Annotated in this window: 13 protein-coding genes; 4 read left to right on the top strand and 9 right to left on the bottom strand. The window is 67.1% G+C overall.

Annotation, left to right across the window (positions count from 1 at the left end; all coding sequences use genetic code 11):
- Positions 1–278 precede the first annotated feature (278 nt).
- Positions 279–1256: a TauD/TfdA family dioxygenase gene (locus J0J01_RS12425; RefSeq protein ID WP_296380973.1), complete on the top strand. Its 978-nt coding sequence runs from the start codon at positions 279–281 to the stop codon at positions 1254–1256.
- Between the two features lies 1 nt (position 1257).
- Here the strand turns inward: J0J01_RS12425 and J0J01_RS12420 are convergent, their stop codons facing one another.
- The gene (locus tag J0J01_RS12420; RefSeq protein WP_296380970.1) at positions 1258–1566 is read right to left on the bottom strand and encodes a response regulator; all 309 of its coding nucleotides are present in this window, start codon (positions 1564–1566) and stop codon (positions 1258–1260) included.
- 19 nt (positions 1567–1585) lie between these two features.
- A complete protein-coding gene (locus J0J01_RS12415; protein ID WP_296380968.1) occupies positions 1586–2581 on the bottom strand; it encodes a TauD/TfdA family dioxygenase in 996 nt (331 codons plus the stop codon).
- Between the two features lie 64 nt (positions 2582–2645).
- Here J0J01_RS12415 and J0J01_RS12410 point away from each other — a divergent pair, with 64 nt between their 5' ends.
- Both J0J01_RS12410 and J0J01_RS12405 read left to right on the top strand, forming a co-directional pair.
- Positions 2646–2966 (top strand): hypothetical protein, encoded by a 321-nt coding sequence (locus J0J01_RS12410; RefSeq protein WP_296380966.1) that lies wholly within the window; start codon positions 2646–2648, stop codon positions 2964–2966.
- Entirely contained in the window at positions 2963–3280 is a 318-nt protein-coding gene (locus J0J01_RS12405; RefSeq protein ID WP_296380964.1) for a hypothetical protein, read from the top strand. The genes J0J01_RS12410 and J0J01_RS12405 overlap by 4 nt, the downstream gene beginning before the upstream one ends.
- 12 nt (positions 3281–3292) lie before the next feature.
- Here J0J01_RS12405 and J0J01_RS12400 read toward each other — a convergent pair whose 3' ends face one another.
- The 7 genes from J0J01_RS12400 to J0J01_RS12370 form a co-directional block, all read right to left on the bottom strand.
- On the bottom strand, positions 3293–4138 hold the full coding sequence (locus tag J0J01_RS12400) for a DUF6671 family protein (protein WP_296380962.1): 846 nt from the start codon (positions 4136–4138) through the stop codon (positions 3293–3295).
- 26 nt (positions 4139–4164) lie between these two features.
- Positions 4165–5358, bottom strand: coding sequence for a M20 aminoacylase family protein (locus tag J0J01_RS12395; RefSeq protein WP_296380959.1), 1194 nt, complete (start codon positions 5356–5358; stop codon positions 4165–4167).
- A gap of 146 nt (positions 5359–5504) precedes the next feature.
- Positions 5505–6530: an oligopeptide/dipeptide ABC transporter ATP-binding protein gene (locus tag J0J01_RS12390; protein WP_296380958.1), complete on the bottom strand. Its 1026-nt coding sequence runs from the start codon at positions 6528–6530 to the stop codon at positions 5505–5507.
- Positions 6523–7551 carry an ABC transporter ATP-binding protein gene (locus J0J01_RS12385; RefSeq protein ID WP_296380977.1) on the bottom strand — a complete coding sequence of 343 codons (1029 nt, stop codon included), beginning with the start codon at positions 7549–7551 and terminating at the stop codon, positions 6523–6525. The genes J0J01_RS12390 and J0J01_RS12385 overlap by 8 nt, the downstream gene beginning before the upstream one ends.
- A 115-nt stretch (positions 7552–7666) precedes the next feature.
- Complete coding sequence (locus J0J01_RS12380; protein WP_296380956.1) at positions 7667–8584, bottom strand: ABC transporter permease; 918 nt, start codon at positions 8582–8584, stop codon at positions 7667–7669.
- A gap of 2 nt (positions 8585–8586) precedes the next feature.
- A complete protein-coding gene (locus J0J01_RS12375) occupies positions 8587–9576 on the bottom strand; it encodes an ABC transporter permease (RefSeq protein WP_296380954.1) in 990 nt (329 codons plus the stop codon).
- Between the two features lie 104 nt (positions 9577–9680).
- The gene (locus J0J01_RS12370) at positions 9681–11294 is read right to left on the bottom strand and encodes an ABC transporter substrate-binding protein (protein ID WP_296380952.1); all 1614 of its coding nucleotides are present in this window, start codon (positions 11292–11294) and stop codon (positions 9681–9683) included.
- Between the two features lie 188 nt (positions 11295–11482).
- Between J0J01_RS12370 and J0J01_RS12365 the strand changes: the two genes are divergently transcribed.
- Positions 11483–12892, top strand: a complete 1410-nt coding sequence (locus J0J01_RS12365; RefSeq protein WP_296380950.1) for an aspartate aminotransferase family protein — start codon at positions 11483–11485, stop codon at positions 12890–12892.
- Positions 12893–12972: the final 80 nt, after the last annotated feature.

Raw genomic sequence — 12972 nt, 5'->3', positions numbered from 1 at the left:
CTACAATCTGGTTCGAATCCCCAAGCTCACGGCCGCCTGACCCGGCTCCCACGGATCGACAGATCACCTGACGCCGCCAGACTTTCCAGTGATCGGGCCCCGCCAAGGCCAAAAACTCCGCAGTGAGGAGTTCTTCAGCAGTCTGCTAGCGCGGCGCGCGCGCCGTTTCGGTCTGGCCCTGCGGCGCGAAAGCGGCGCCGATCAGCACCACCAGCCGTTCGACCCAAGCCCCGCAACGAACCGGTGACGCCCAGGGCTCCGCCGACTAGGCTTGCCCCATGCACCCCACCGTTCTCGACCGGCCGATCACCGGCTGCCAGGCCTGGACCCGCGCCGACGTCCGCGAGCACGACTACCGCGTGGTGCTGTCCGAGGCCGCACGCCGCGAGCTCATCGACGCCGCGGCGACCCTGCGCCGCCAGCCGGTGCCGCTGCTGGCCCTGCGGGCCGACAGCCTCGACCTGCCGGCCTGCCGCGCCGCCATGGCAGAGGTGCGGTCGATCCTGACCGACGGCCGGCGCTTTGCCCTGCTCGACCGGCTGCCGATCGAGCAGCTCACCCTCGACGAGGCCAAGGCGCTGTACTGGATCCTGTCGTCGATGCTGGCGCGGCCGGTGGCGCAGAAGCTCGACGGCACCATCGTCTACGACGTCCACGACACCGGCAGGCAGGCGCTGCCCGGCAGCGGCGTGCGGCCGGACAAGACCAACATCGACCTGCAGTTCCACAACGACAACTCCTACAACTTCATGATGCCGGAGTTCGTCGGCCTGTTGTGCGTGCGGCCGGCCAAGGACGGCGGCATGAGCCGGGTGATGAGCTTCGCCACCGTCCACAACGCCCTGCGCGAGCGCCATCGCGAGGTGCTGCCCAGGCTCTACGAGCCGTTCTGGTTCGACCGCCAGCGCGAGTACCATCCCGGCGAGCCCGAGACCTTCTCCGCGCCGCTGTTCATCCGCGACGGCGACCGCATGAAGGCGCGGATGTCGCTGCACCAGATCCGCGGCGGCTACGCGCTCAAGGGCGGCGGCATGGACAACGAGACCACCGCGGCCGTCGAGGCGATCAGGGAGGTGTTCGCCGACACGTCGTTGCAGTTCCAGTTCCGCCTGCAGGCCGGCGAGATCCAGTACGTCGTCAACCGCGAGATCGGCCACAGCCGCACCGAGTTCCACGACTTCGAGGAGGACGAGCGGCGCCGCCTGCTGATCCGCCTGTGGCTGCGCAACGAAGGGGCGCAGGGCTATATCGGTTGACCTAATCGTTCGCCGGGTCGGGCAGCATCCGCTCGATGCGCCGCTGCAGCTCGATGAACGAATAGGGCTTGGCGATGAAGGGGGGCGGGCCGGGCTGGTCGACGCCGGACGCGACCAGGACGCCGACCTCGGGATAGCGCTCGCCGATCCAGGCCGCGAGCCCGTTGCCGTCCATCGTGCCCGGCATCATGACGTCGGTGAACACGAGCTGGATCGCCCGGTTGGCGCTCACCAGCTCGACCGCCTCGTCGGCGCTCACCGCCTCGATCACGAGAAAACCGGCATCGCGCAGATGTGCGCTTACGGCCATTCGCAGGACGACCTCGTCCTCAACCACAAGCACGGCCCGGAATCCAGCTGCGCTTCTCGCCGGCATAGAGCGCGCCGGGATTGCCGCGCACCGTGGTGCGCCACATCATGCGCTGCTCCTTCTCGGCATCGTACCAGGTCGCGGCGTGCACCAGGCACCGATTGTCCCACACCAGCACGTCGCCCTGCGTCCACTCGTGGGCGTAGATGAACTCTGGCTTCGTGTAATGGGTCATCAGCGCGTCGAGCAGCTTCGCGCCCTCGCCGTACGGTCCGGGCTCCAGGCCGACAAACGGGCCGTCGAACCAGTCCATCTGGCCGGACTCGCAGAGATAGAGCGCCTTCCTGCCGGTCACCGGATGCGTGCGCGCCACCGGCTGCTTCTGCGAGCGCTGGTGCGGCAGTATCGGCGGCGGAGTCTTGCCGGCTTCGGCGTCGCCGCGGCTGCGGCCGCTGCCCGGCTGCGCATGCAGGCCCTCGAGCGTCTCGACCCTGGCCTTGAGATCGGCCGGCAGCGCGTCGTAGGCGAGATGGCCGGACGCGAAGATCGTCTGGCCGCTGCCCTTGGCGACCGGCGTGGCGGCATAGAACAGCGAGATGTCCGGCGGCGGCCGGCGATAGCTCTGGTCGGTGTGCCAGCCCGAGCGATGCGGGTACTGCACCGGCAGCTCGCCGTCGGCGGTCAGCGGCGGATTGGGCCGCCTGGGCGGCGGCCGCGCCCCCGGCACCATGTTGGTGACCATGAAGATCTCCGGCACCGTCTCGTGTGCCATGGTCACCCGCGTGAGCAAGGTGCGGTAATCCTCGACCTCCGGCCCGAACAGGTAGGAGAGCGTCACCAGCAGCTTGGGATCCTGCGAGATCTCGCCCAGGCCCGGGATCAGCAGCAGGCCGCCGGCATCGGCCAGCGCCTGCGGCAGGTCCTGCGGCATCTCCTGGTGCAACGGTTTGGCCAGCCGCACGGTCGCGCCGAAGGCGGCACCGGGCAACCCGGTCACATTGAATGATGCAGTCATCGCTTCCTCTCCCCGGCATGGTAATTCAAAATCGGTGCCGATTGCGACCCTGTGGAGTAAGCCCATGTTGCGTCTGGCGATCGCGTCCCTCCTGCTCCCGGCGCTCAGCCTCCCCGCTTCCGCCAACTGGACGCGGGCGCAGCGCGAGCAGTTCCTCGGCCAGTGCGTCGAAAGCTGCCAGTCCACGCTGAAGCTGCCCGATTCGAAGCGGCGCGTGTGTGACGCCACCTGCGGCTGCGTCGCCGACCAGGCCGAGACCCAGGTCACGCCGGCCGACATGTACGCCCTCGACGAGGCGGCCGCCGCCGGCCGCACCACCGAGACCATGCAGAAGATCCGCGGCTTCTTCCCGGCTTGTGCCAAGAGGGCAGCGAGGATGCCGTGAGCCGCCGGCTGGCCGCGACCGCGCTCCTGCTGGCGATCGCCTCGCCCGCGTCGGCCGAGTGGACCAAGGATCAGCGCAGCCGCTTCATCGCCTCCTGTGTCGAGGGTTGCCAGTCGACACCCGACCTGTCGGAGGCGGGGCGCGCTGCCTGCCCGGGGGCCTGCAGCTGCCTCGCCGACCAGGGCGAGAAGATGATGACGCCGGCCGACTACGACGAAGCCGACAGGGCTGCCGAGCAGGACAAGATGACCCCGAAGATGGAAGCGCTGGCCAAGCACTTCCCGGCCTGCGCGCGGCAGGCCTCCGGCCGCTAACTCATAAGGACCTCAGCGGCAGGTTTTGCAGGACAGGCGTGATGCCGTCCGGCGGCCGTCCTTGCGCGGGCGGCTCGTCGCATGGCCGCAGGCCTTGCAGCCGTCGATCTCGAAATCGATCCAGTGGGTGGGCTCGCCACAGCCTTCGCACGGCAGGCCGCGACGCGCGCCAATCGGGCCGAAGCCCGGCGCCTGGCACTTGGGGCAGAGCCGCTGCAAGCGCTTGGCGAGCTGGAAGCCCACCGCGCGCAGCACCATCATGCGCATCGGGTTCATGTGCGCGCGCATGTCGGAGTAGAGCACCGCCAGCCCGTCCTCCGAGCGCTCGGCCTCGCGGTCCATGGCGTCGATCACCGCGTCGACGGTGGCGAGGTTCTTGATCGGCTTGGTCATGTCGCTGCTGCAGACCACGAACACGCCGAACCGCGGGAAGCCCATGCCCTTCAGCGCCAGCAGCCGGTCGGGATCGCCTTTGGCGAAGCGCTGCAGCCGCCAGGTCGTGCGGTGCGTCGGCATGGTCTCGACGTGGCGAATGCCGCGCTTGCGATCGACGAAGGCCAGCAGCTCAACGCCGCTCGGCACCAAGGGCAGGCGCTCGATCGGGCCGTAGCTGCCTTCGCTCGCGACGGCGCAATCGACGTCGGGCATGGCCTCGAACACCATCTCGGCCTTGAGCAGCGCGGTCTCGACCAGCGCGTCGGGCCGTGGCACCTCGCCCGAGAAGGTGCCGAGCGTGTCGGTGTCGATCGGCGGGACCACGATCTCGGCCCCCAGCACGCGACGGAAGGCGGGCGCCAGCGCCCGCTCCTTCGCGTGCATGGTGGCGAGGCCGATCCTCTGGTTGGCGTAGGGATGCACGGCCGAAGACGGATGAGAAGTGTCGCCTACTCCGCCGCTTGCGGCATCGCGTGCCGCCCGAGCTGCTGCTCGACCAGGGTCGCCCAGTAGGAGGCGCCGATCGGCAGGATGTCGTCGTTGAAGTCGTAGCCCGGATTATGGACCATGCACGAGCCTTCGCTGTCGCCGTTGCCGATCCAGATGTAGCAGCCCGGCCGCTTGAGCAGCATCCAGGCGAAGTCCTCGCTGCCCATGGCCGGCGTCGGGTTGCGGTTGACGTTCTCCAGCCCGACCAGCGCGGAGGCGGCGTGGGCCGCGAACTCGGTCTCCTTGGGCGAGTTGACGGTCGCCGGATACCGCCGCTCGTAGCGCCACTTGGTGACCTCGGCGCCGAAGCCAGCGGCGACGTTGCGCGCGATCTTCTCGATCCTGGCCTCGATCATGTCCTGCACCGGCTTCTTGAAGGTGCGCACGGTGCCGCGCAGAACGCATTCCTGCGGGATCACGTTCCAGGTGTCGCCGGAGTGGATCTGGGTGGTCGAGACGACAGCGGTGTCCATCGGATCGATGTTGCGCGCCACGATCGACTGCAGCGCAGTGACGATGTGTGCGCCGACCACCACCGGGTCGATGCCGTGATGCGGCATCGCACCGTGCGCGCCGACGCCCTTCACCACCACCTCGAAGATGTCGTAGGCCGCCATCATCGGGCCGGGACGGACGGCGAAGCGGCCGACCGGGATGCCCGGGATGTTGTGCATGCCGTAGACGCCCTCGACCGGAAACTTGTCGAACAGCCCTTCCTCGACCATGACGCGGCCGCCGCCCTCGTTCTCCTCGGCCGGCTGGAAGATGAAGTAGACGGTGCCGTCGAAGTTCTTGGTCTCGGCGAGGTACTTGGCGGCGCCCAGCAGCATCACGGTATGGCCGTCATGACCGCAGGCATGCATCTTGCCGGGGATCGTTGACTTGTGCGCGAACTGGTTGGTCTCGTTCACGTCGAGCGCGTCCATGTCGGCGCGCAGGCCGATCGCCCGCTTGGAATTGCCCGAGCGCAGCACGCCGACCACGCCGGTCTTGGCCATGCCGCGATGCACCTCGAGGCCGAATGATTTCAGCTTGTCCGCAACAACGTCGGCCGTCCGCACTTCCTCGAAAGCCGTCTCCGGGTGGCTGTGGATGTCGTGGCGCCACGCGGTCATGTCCTTGTGGAACGAGGCAATGCGGTTGATCACCGGCATACGGACTCTCCAAATAAATGAATCGAAAAGGTAGCGGATCGTACGGGAGCAGCGCGACGGGTCAAGCAAAGACGGCGGCGTCATCATCGGACCGCGGACCTCCAGGTCCGCTCATGAGTCTTGAACGGACCTGGAGGCCCGCGGTCCTATGAGGCCTTCGTGTAGCTCCGCTCGTCGATCGGGATGCGGCCTTCCTCGATGCCGTGGCACGCGACCTCGCCGCCTTCGATCGGCAGCGATTTCGGCCGCTCGACCTTGCAGCGTTCGTCGGCGAACGGACAGCGCGGATGGAAGGTGCAGCCGGTCGGCGGATTGATCGGGCTCGGCACCTCGCCGCCGACCGGCGCGCGCTGGCGGCCGGTCATCTCGAGGTCGGGGATCGTGTCGAGCAGCATCCGCGTGTAGGGGTGCTTGGGCCGCTGGAACAGCGTCTCGGTCGGCGCGACCTCGACCAGCCGGCCGAGGTACATCACGCCGACGCGGGTCGAGATGTGATAGACGACCGCGAGGTTGTGGCTGATGAACAGGTAGGTGAGCTGCAACCGCTTCTGCAGGTCCATCATCAGGTTCAGGATCTGCGCCTGCACCGAGACGTCGAGCGCCGAGGTCGGCTCGTCGCACACCAGGAACTCCGGCCGGCTCGCGAGCGCGCGCGCGATCGAGATGCGCTGGCGCTGACCGCCCGAGAACTCGTGCGGGAACTTGGCGCCGTCGGCCGGGGTCAGCCGCACCTGGCGCAGCAGGTCCTCGACCTGCTGGCGCAGGTCGGCCTTGTCCTTGGCGAGGCCGAAGGCGCGGATCGGCTCGGCGATGATGTCGAACACCCGCCAGCGCGGATTGAGGCTGGCATAGGGGTCCTGGAAGATCATCTGCAGCCGCCGGCGCAGGGTCGAGGTCTCGGACCCGCTGCGGCGCTGCGACATGTCGTGGCCGTCGAACTCGATCTTGCCGGCAGTCGGCGGATAGAGGCCGACGACCAGGCGCGCGACGGTGGACTTGCCGCAGCCCGATTCGCCCACCAGCGAGAAGGTCTCGCCCTTGGCGATGGTGATGTCGATGCCGTCGACCGCCTGCACGATCTGGCGCGGCCGCTTCTCGATCTGGCGGACCAGCCAGGGCGCGGAGACGTCGAAGTAGCGCTTCAGCCCGTCGATCTGGACGAACTCAGACATTGGCCAGCTCCTTGGCCCCATCCTTCGACAGGGGCGCACCGACGCCCTTGGCATCGTGCAGCCAGCAGGCGGCGCGGCTCGCGCCGGCCGCCATCAGCTCGGGCCGCTCGACCAGGCAGCGCGCGCCGCGGAACTCGCAGCGCGGGTTGAAGGCGCAGCCCCTGGGGATCTCGGTCAGCCGCGGCATCGCGCCGTCGATCTGGGTCAGCCGCCCGCCGCGCTCGCCGAGATGCGGGATCGAGCCCATCAGGCCCTTGGTGTAGGGGTGCTGCGCGTGCTTGATGACGTCGCGCACCGGGCCGATCTCGGCGATGCGGCCGGCATACATGACGGCGACGCGATCGGCGGTCTCGGCGATCACGCCCATGTCGTGGGTGACCAGCATCACCGCGGTCCGGTGCTCGCGACAGAGGCGCTTCAAGAGCGCAATGATCTGCGCCTGGATCGAGACGTCGAGCGCGGTGGTCGGCTCGTCGGCCACGATCAGCCGCGGATCGGCGCAGAGCGCGAGTGCGATCACCACGCGCTGGCGCATGCCGCCGGAGAACTGGTGCGGGTAGTGGTCGATGCGGTGCTCGGCGCCGGGGATGCCGACCTCCTTCAAGAGCGCAAGAGCGCGGGCTTGGGCCTGTGCCGCCGACACTTGCTTGTGGGTCTGGATGGTCTCGATCAACTGGCGGCCGACCGAATAGAGCGGGTTCAGGCTGGTCAGCGGATCCTGGAAGATGGCGCCGATGCGGGCGCCGCGCACCTTGCGCATCTCCTCGTAGGGCAGGTTGTCGATGCGCCGGCCCTCGAGGCGGACCTCGCCGCCCGCGATACGGCCCGGCGGCTCGAGCAGGCCGATGATCGAGTTGCCGGTCAGCGACTTGCCGGCGCCCGATTCGCCGACCACGCCCAGGACCTCGCCGGGCGCGATCTCGAACGACACGTCGTCGACGGCAACCAGGGTGCCACGCCGCGTCGGGAACTCGACGCGGAGGTTCTTCACTTCCAGAAGCGGGGGGGCGTTGGTGGCCATCATCGCCCCGCTGTCATTTTGAGCGCAGCGAAGGATCTTGCGCTCGCCCCAGACTCGTTGATCGGTCCACTAGGTCCTTCGCTTCGCTCAGGACGACAGGGGTACTGAATACACATCAGCGCAGCTTCGGGTTCAGCGCGTCGCGCAGCCAGTCGCCCAGCAGGTTCACCGCCAGCACCAGGGCCGCGAGCGTCGCGGCCGGGAAGACGGTGATCCACCATTCGCCGGACTGCAGCAGCTCGTTGCCGAGGCGAATCAGGGTGCCGAGCGAGGGTTGGGTGGAAGGAAGGCCGACGCCGAGGAAAGACAGCGTCGCCTCGGTGATGATGGCGAGGCCGAGATTGATGGTGGCGATCACCAGCACCGGGCCGGTGACGTTGGGCAGCACGTGGCGGAACATGATCAGGATCGGCGACAGGCCGATCACCCGCGCCGCCTGGACGTATTCCTTGTTCTTCTCGACCAGCACCGAGCCGCGCACGGTACGGGCGTACTGGACCCAGAAAGAGAGGCCGATCGCGCCGACGATGACGAACACGGCGATCTCGTCATGGCGCTGGCCGGTCAGGATGCCGCGCGCGATGCCGTCGATCAGCAGCGCCACCAGGATCGCCGGGAAGGTGAGCTGCACGTCGGCGATGCGCATGATCACCGCATCGACCGCGCCGCCGAAATAGCCGCTGAACAGGCCGAGCGTGATGCCGATCACCATCGCCACCACGACCGCGGCGAAGCCGACCCCGAGCGACAGCCGCGTGCCGTACATGATCGAGCTGAGCACGTCCCTGCCCTGGTCGTCGGTGCCGAGCGGGAACGACCAATCGCCGTCGTCGCCGATGAACACCGGCGGCTTGAGGCCGTCGGTCAGGCTGAGCGTCGACGGGTCGAACGGGGTGTGCGGCGCCAGCACCGGCGAGAGGAAGGCGATGAAGATGATCAGGAGGGTGACGATCGCCGCAATGACCGTCGTTGCGGAAGACTTGAAGCTCCACCAGACATCGCTGTCGGCCGCGCGCGCAAGCCATTGGGCCATGGTCAGTGCCCTCCGGCGCGCGCGAGGCCGCCGCCGCGCAGGCGCGGATCGACGGCGAAGTACAGGAGATCGACGGCCAGGTTGATCAGCACGAACAACAGGCCGATCAGCATCAGGTAGGCCGCCATCACCGGGATATCGACGAACTGCACCGACTGGATGAAGAGCTGGCCGACGCCCGGCCAGGCGAACACCGTCTCGGTGACCACTGAGAAGGCGATCAGGCTCCCGAGCTGCAGGCCGGTGACGGTGATCACCGGCACTAATGTGTTCTTGAGCGCATGGCCAAAATTGACGGCGCGGTTGGTGAGGCCGCGGGCGCGCGCGAACTTGATGTAGTCGGTGCGCATCACCTCGAGCATCTCCGACCGCACCAGCCGCATGATCAGGGTGAGCTGGAACAGGCCGAGCGTGATCGACGGCATGATCAGCGCCTCGATGCCCTTCCAGCGCAGGAAGTTGGTGGTCCACCAGCCGAGGTCCACGGTCTCGCCGCGGCCGAACGACGGCAGCCAGTGCAGGATCACGGAAAATACCAGGATCAGCAGGATGCCGATCACGAAGGTCGGCAGCGACACGCCGATCAGCGAGATCGCCTGCAGCGCGCGACTGCTCCAGTGCCGTGGGTAGAGGCCGGTGTAGACGCCCATCGGCACGCCGACCAGCAGCGCGAACAGGGCGGCGCAGAAGCTGAGCTCGAGGGTCGCCGGCAGGCGCTCCAGGATCATGCGGTTGACCGGCTCGGAGGTGCGGTAGCTGAGCCCGAACCAGCCGCGCGCGGCGTTGCCGACGAAGTGCAGGAACTGGATCGGCGCGGGGTCGTTGAGGCCGAGCTTCTGCTTCAGCGCCTCGCGCTCCACGGCCGGGGTGTCCTGGCCGACCATGCCGTTGATGGGATCGCCGACGTACCGGAACAGGAAAAAGGCGACGAGCCCGACGACCAGCAGCACGGCGACCGACTGGACCAGGCGTCTCAGGATGAATGCGAGCATTTCTTGTCAGTTTTTGGTCTGCGGACCCCTAGCAGGATCGGAGCCAAAACGGAACCGGCCCCGGTCGCCAAAGGCGCCGGGGCCGGCCGCTTAAGTGCCGCAGGCTACTTGATGTTGACGAAGCGCAGCGGGAACGAGTTGTCGGCCGGCTGGACCAGGTCGACGTTCTTGCGCATCGCCCACACCAGCGCCTGCTGGTGCAGCGGGATGTAGGCGTAGTCCTCGGTGTAGAGCTTGGTCGCCTCGTGGATCATGGCGTCGCGCTTGGCCTTGTCCGTCTCGACCTCGATCCTGTCGGCCAGCTCGTCGACCTTCTTGTTCGAGTAGCCGCCGGCGTTATAGAGGCCCTTCTTGGTCTTGATGTCCGGCGTCTGGATGAGCTGCTCGAACACGTTGTGCACGTCGTAGGTCGTCGCCGGCGACCAGCCCAACATGTAGAAGCTGGTGTTCGACGGCTTGCCGTCCGCGGTGCTGCGCAGGATCTTGGCGAAGTACAGGCTGCGGGTCTGGGCGCGCAGGTTCACCTTGATGCCGATCTTGGCGAGCATCGACACGACGGCCTGGCAGATCTTCTCGTCGTTGACGTAGCGATCGTTCGGGCAGTCCATGCCGGTCTCGAAGCCGTTCGGGTAGCCGGCGTCGGCCAGCAGCTTCTTGGCCTCGTCCGGCTTCAGCAGCGCCGGGCGCTTGTCGAGGTCCTTGGTGTAGCCGTTGATGCCCGGCGCCACCATCAGCATGGTCGGGAACGACTGGCCGCGCATCACGGTGCGCTTGATCGCGTCGACGTCGATCGAGCGGAACATCGCCTCGCGGACGCGCTTGTCCTTGAACGGGTTCTTGCCCTTGACGTTGGACTCGACCAGCTCGTCGCGCTCGGTGTCGAAGCCGAGATAGACGACGCGGGTCTCGGGGCCTTCCAGCACCTTGATGTTGGCGTCCTTCTTGAGGTTCTCGGTGTCGGCCGGCGGGACCTCGTAGGTCATGTCGATGTCGCCCGACTTCAGCGCGGCGATGCGGGTCGCCGCGTTCGGCACCGGCGTGAAGATCACCTCGGTGAGGTTATGGACCGGCTTGTCCCACCAGGTCGGGTTCGGGACCAGGATGGTCTTCTCGCCCGCCTTGCGCTCCTTCAGCACGAAGGGGCCGGTGCCCATGGCGTTGCGGGTGGCGAAGTTCTCCTCGTTCTTGATCATGTCGGCGGCGTTGACGGCGTTGTTCTTCTCCGCCCACACCTTGGACATGATGCTGATCGACGCCCACTTGTCGGCGAGCAGAGGGTCAGGAACGCGGGTCGTCACCTCGACGCGGTAGTCGTTGACCTTCTTGATCGACTCCATCGACGAGAAGTTGCCGTTGACGTTGGAGCCCGGGCCGTTGGCGCGGTTGATCGAGAACACCACGTCGTCGGCGTTGAACGGCGTGCCGTCCTGGAACTTCACGCCCTGGCGCAGGTCGAAGTACCAGTGCGTCGGGTCGATCTGGCCCCATTTCACGGCGAGCGCCGGCTCGAGCTTGAGGTCCTTGTCGCGCCGCACCAGCGGCTCGTAGATGTTGGCGGTGAAGGTCAGCAGGAAGGTTTCCTGGCGGGCGTAGGGATCCATCGAGCTGACGTCGCCCGAGTTCGCCCACTTGAACGTCTTGGCCTCGGCCCCACCGGCCAGCAGAGCGGCGCAGGCAAGCGCGCTCATCGCCAAGGACTGACGGAAACTCAGCTTCATGCAATAACCCCCTTGCGGCGTCTCAAATATGCGCAGACGCATAACTGGGGGCGCAAATTGCACCTCCACTGACAGGCCGTCAAACACCAAAAATTCTCACAGACCAGCCCTACAGACATCCGTTGGACAGGCTCCGGGCGGGCTCCTATCGTGCGCCCCCTATGCGTTTCCTATAAGGGGTGCGGTCCATGAATGACGTGTCACGCAGCTTCCGCGGCAATTCCAACGCGGCGCGCGATATCGCGCACCACCTGCATCCTTACACCAACTTCAAGAAGCACGAGCAGACCGGTCCGCTGACCATCGTGCGCGGCCGCGGCATCTACGTCATGGATGACGACGGCAAAGAGTACATCGAGGGCATGGCCGGCCTGTGGTCGGCGGCGCTGGGCTTCAGCAACGAGCGGCTGGCGACCGTCGCCTACGAGCAGATGAAGCAGCTGCCTTTCTACCATGCCTTCAACCAGCGCAGCCACGAGCCGGCGATCAACCTCGCCGAGAAGCTGAAGGAGATGGCGCCGTTCGAGGCGTCGAAGGTGTTCTTCGCCAACTCCGGCTCCGAGGCCAACGACACCGTCGTCAAGATGGTGTGGTACATGAACAACGCGCTGGGCCGGCCGCAGAAGAAGAAGATCATCAGCCGCATCAAGGGCTATCACGGCATCACCGTCGCCTCGGGCAGCCTGACCGGCCTGCCGGTCAACCATCGCTCGTTCGACCTGCCGATCGCCAACATCATCCACACCAGCTGCCCGCACTTCTACCGCTTCGGCAAGGACGGCGAGACCGAGGAGCAGTTCGCGACCCGCTGCGCCGAGGAGCTCGAGCAGCTCATCGTCAAGGAAGGCGGCGCCGAGCAGTGCGCGGCCATGATCGCCGAGCCGGTGATGGGCGCGGGCGGCGTCATCGTGCCGCCCAAGGGCTACTACGAGAAGATCCAGGCGGTGCTCGCCAAGTACGACATGCTGTTCATCGCCGACGAGGTGATCTGCGGCTTCGGGCGCACCGGCAACGTCTGGGGCTGCCAGACGCTCAACATCAAGCCGGACATCCTGACCTGCGCCAAGGCGCTGTCGGCGTCGTTCCTGCCGATCTCGGCGGTGATGATCTCCGACAAGGTCTATCAGGCGCTGTCGATCGAGAGCGAGAAGATCGGCACCTGGGGCCATGGCTTCACCTACTCGGGCCATCCGGTCGCCGCCGCGGTCGCGCTCGAGGCGCAGAAGGTCTACGAGGAAATCGACCTGTTCGGCCACGCCAAGCGGCTGAGCCCGATCTTCCAGAAGCATATTAAGTCGTTCGCCGATCATCCGCTGGTCGGCGAGGCGATGGGCATCGGCATGTTCGGCGCGCTCGAGGTGGTGAAGGACAAGAAGACCAAGCAGGCCTTCGACCTCGTCGCCGACGGCGCCGGGCTCAAGGTCTACAACCAGGCGGTCGCGCGCGGCCTCTTCATCCGCAACATGGGCGACCGCATCGCCATCTGCCCGCCGCTGATCATCAACGAGCAGGAGCTCGACGACCTGTTCGGCCGGCTGCGCCAGGCGCTCGACGCGGCGATGGCGGAGCTCACGGCGGAAGGCAAGTTCAAGGGTTGACATGGCGGACGCCCCCTCACCGGCTCGAGGGGGTCGTCCCGGCTGGACTCCGCCGCTCGGCACCAATCAGCGGATCCGCA

Origin of the sequence: Reyranella sp. (assembly GCF_017305915.1) — a bacterium.
GTDB lineage: Bacteria > Pseudomonadota > Alphaproteobacteria > Reyranellales > Reyranellaceae > Reyranella.
The sequence above is the reverse complement of the archived record's forward strand: the minus strand, read 5'-3'. Positions and strand labels throughout refer to the sequence as shown.

Excerpts from the sequence above, each read along its gene's own strand:
- J0J01_RS12365 (WP_296380950.1), top strand. The coding sequence starts at position 11,483 with ATGAATGACGTGTCACGCAGCTTCCGCGGCAATTCCAACGCGGCGCGC.
- J0J01_RS12380 (WP_296380956.1), bottom strand. The coding sequence starts at position 8,584 with ATGGCCCAATGGCTTGCGCGCGCGGCCGACAGCGATGTCTGGTGGAGC.
- J0J01_RS12395 (WP_296380959.1), bottom strand. The coding sequence starts at position 5,358 with ATGCCGGTGATCAACCGCATTGCCTCGTTCCACAAGGACATGACCGCG.
- J0J01_RS12415 (WP_296380968.1), bottom strand. The coding sequence starts at position 2,581 with ATGACTGCATCATTCAATGTGACCGGGTTGCCCGGTGCCGCCTTCGGC.
- J0J01_RS12425 (WP_296380973.1), top strand. The coding sequence starts at position 279 with ATGCACCCCACCGTTCTCGACCGGCCGATCACCGGCTGCCAGGCCTGG.
- J0J01_RS12420 (WP_296380970.1), bottom strand. The coding sequence starts at position 1,566 with ATGGCCGTAAGCGCACATCTGCGCGATGCCGGTTTTCTCGTGATCGAG.
- J0J01_RS12390 (WP_296380958.1), bottom strand. The coding sequence starts at position 6,530 with ATGTCTGAGTTCGTCCAGATCGACGGGCTGAAGCGCTACTTCGACGTC.
- J0J01_RS12410 (WP_296380966.1), top strand. The coding sequence starts at position 2,646 with ATGTTGCGTCTGGCGATCGCGTCCCTCCTGCTCCCGGCGCTCAGCCTC.
- J0J01_RS12370 (WP_296380952.1), bottom strand. The coding sequence starts at position 11,294 with ATGAAGCTGAGTTTCCGTCAGTCCTTGGCGATGAGCGCGCTTGCCTGC.
- J0J01_RS12385 (WP_296380977.1), bottom strand. The coding sequence starts at position 7,551 with ATGGCCACCAACGCCCCCCCGCTTCTGGAAGTGAAGAACCTCCGCGTC.
- J0J01_RS12375 (WP_296380954.1), bottom strand. The coding sequence starts at position 9,576 with ATGCTCGCATTCATCCTGAGACGCCTGGTCCAGTCGGTCGCCGTGCTG.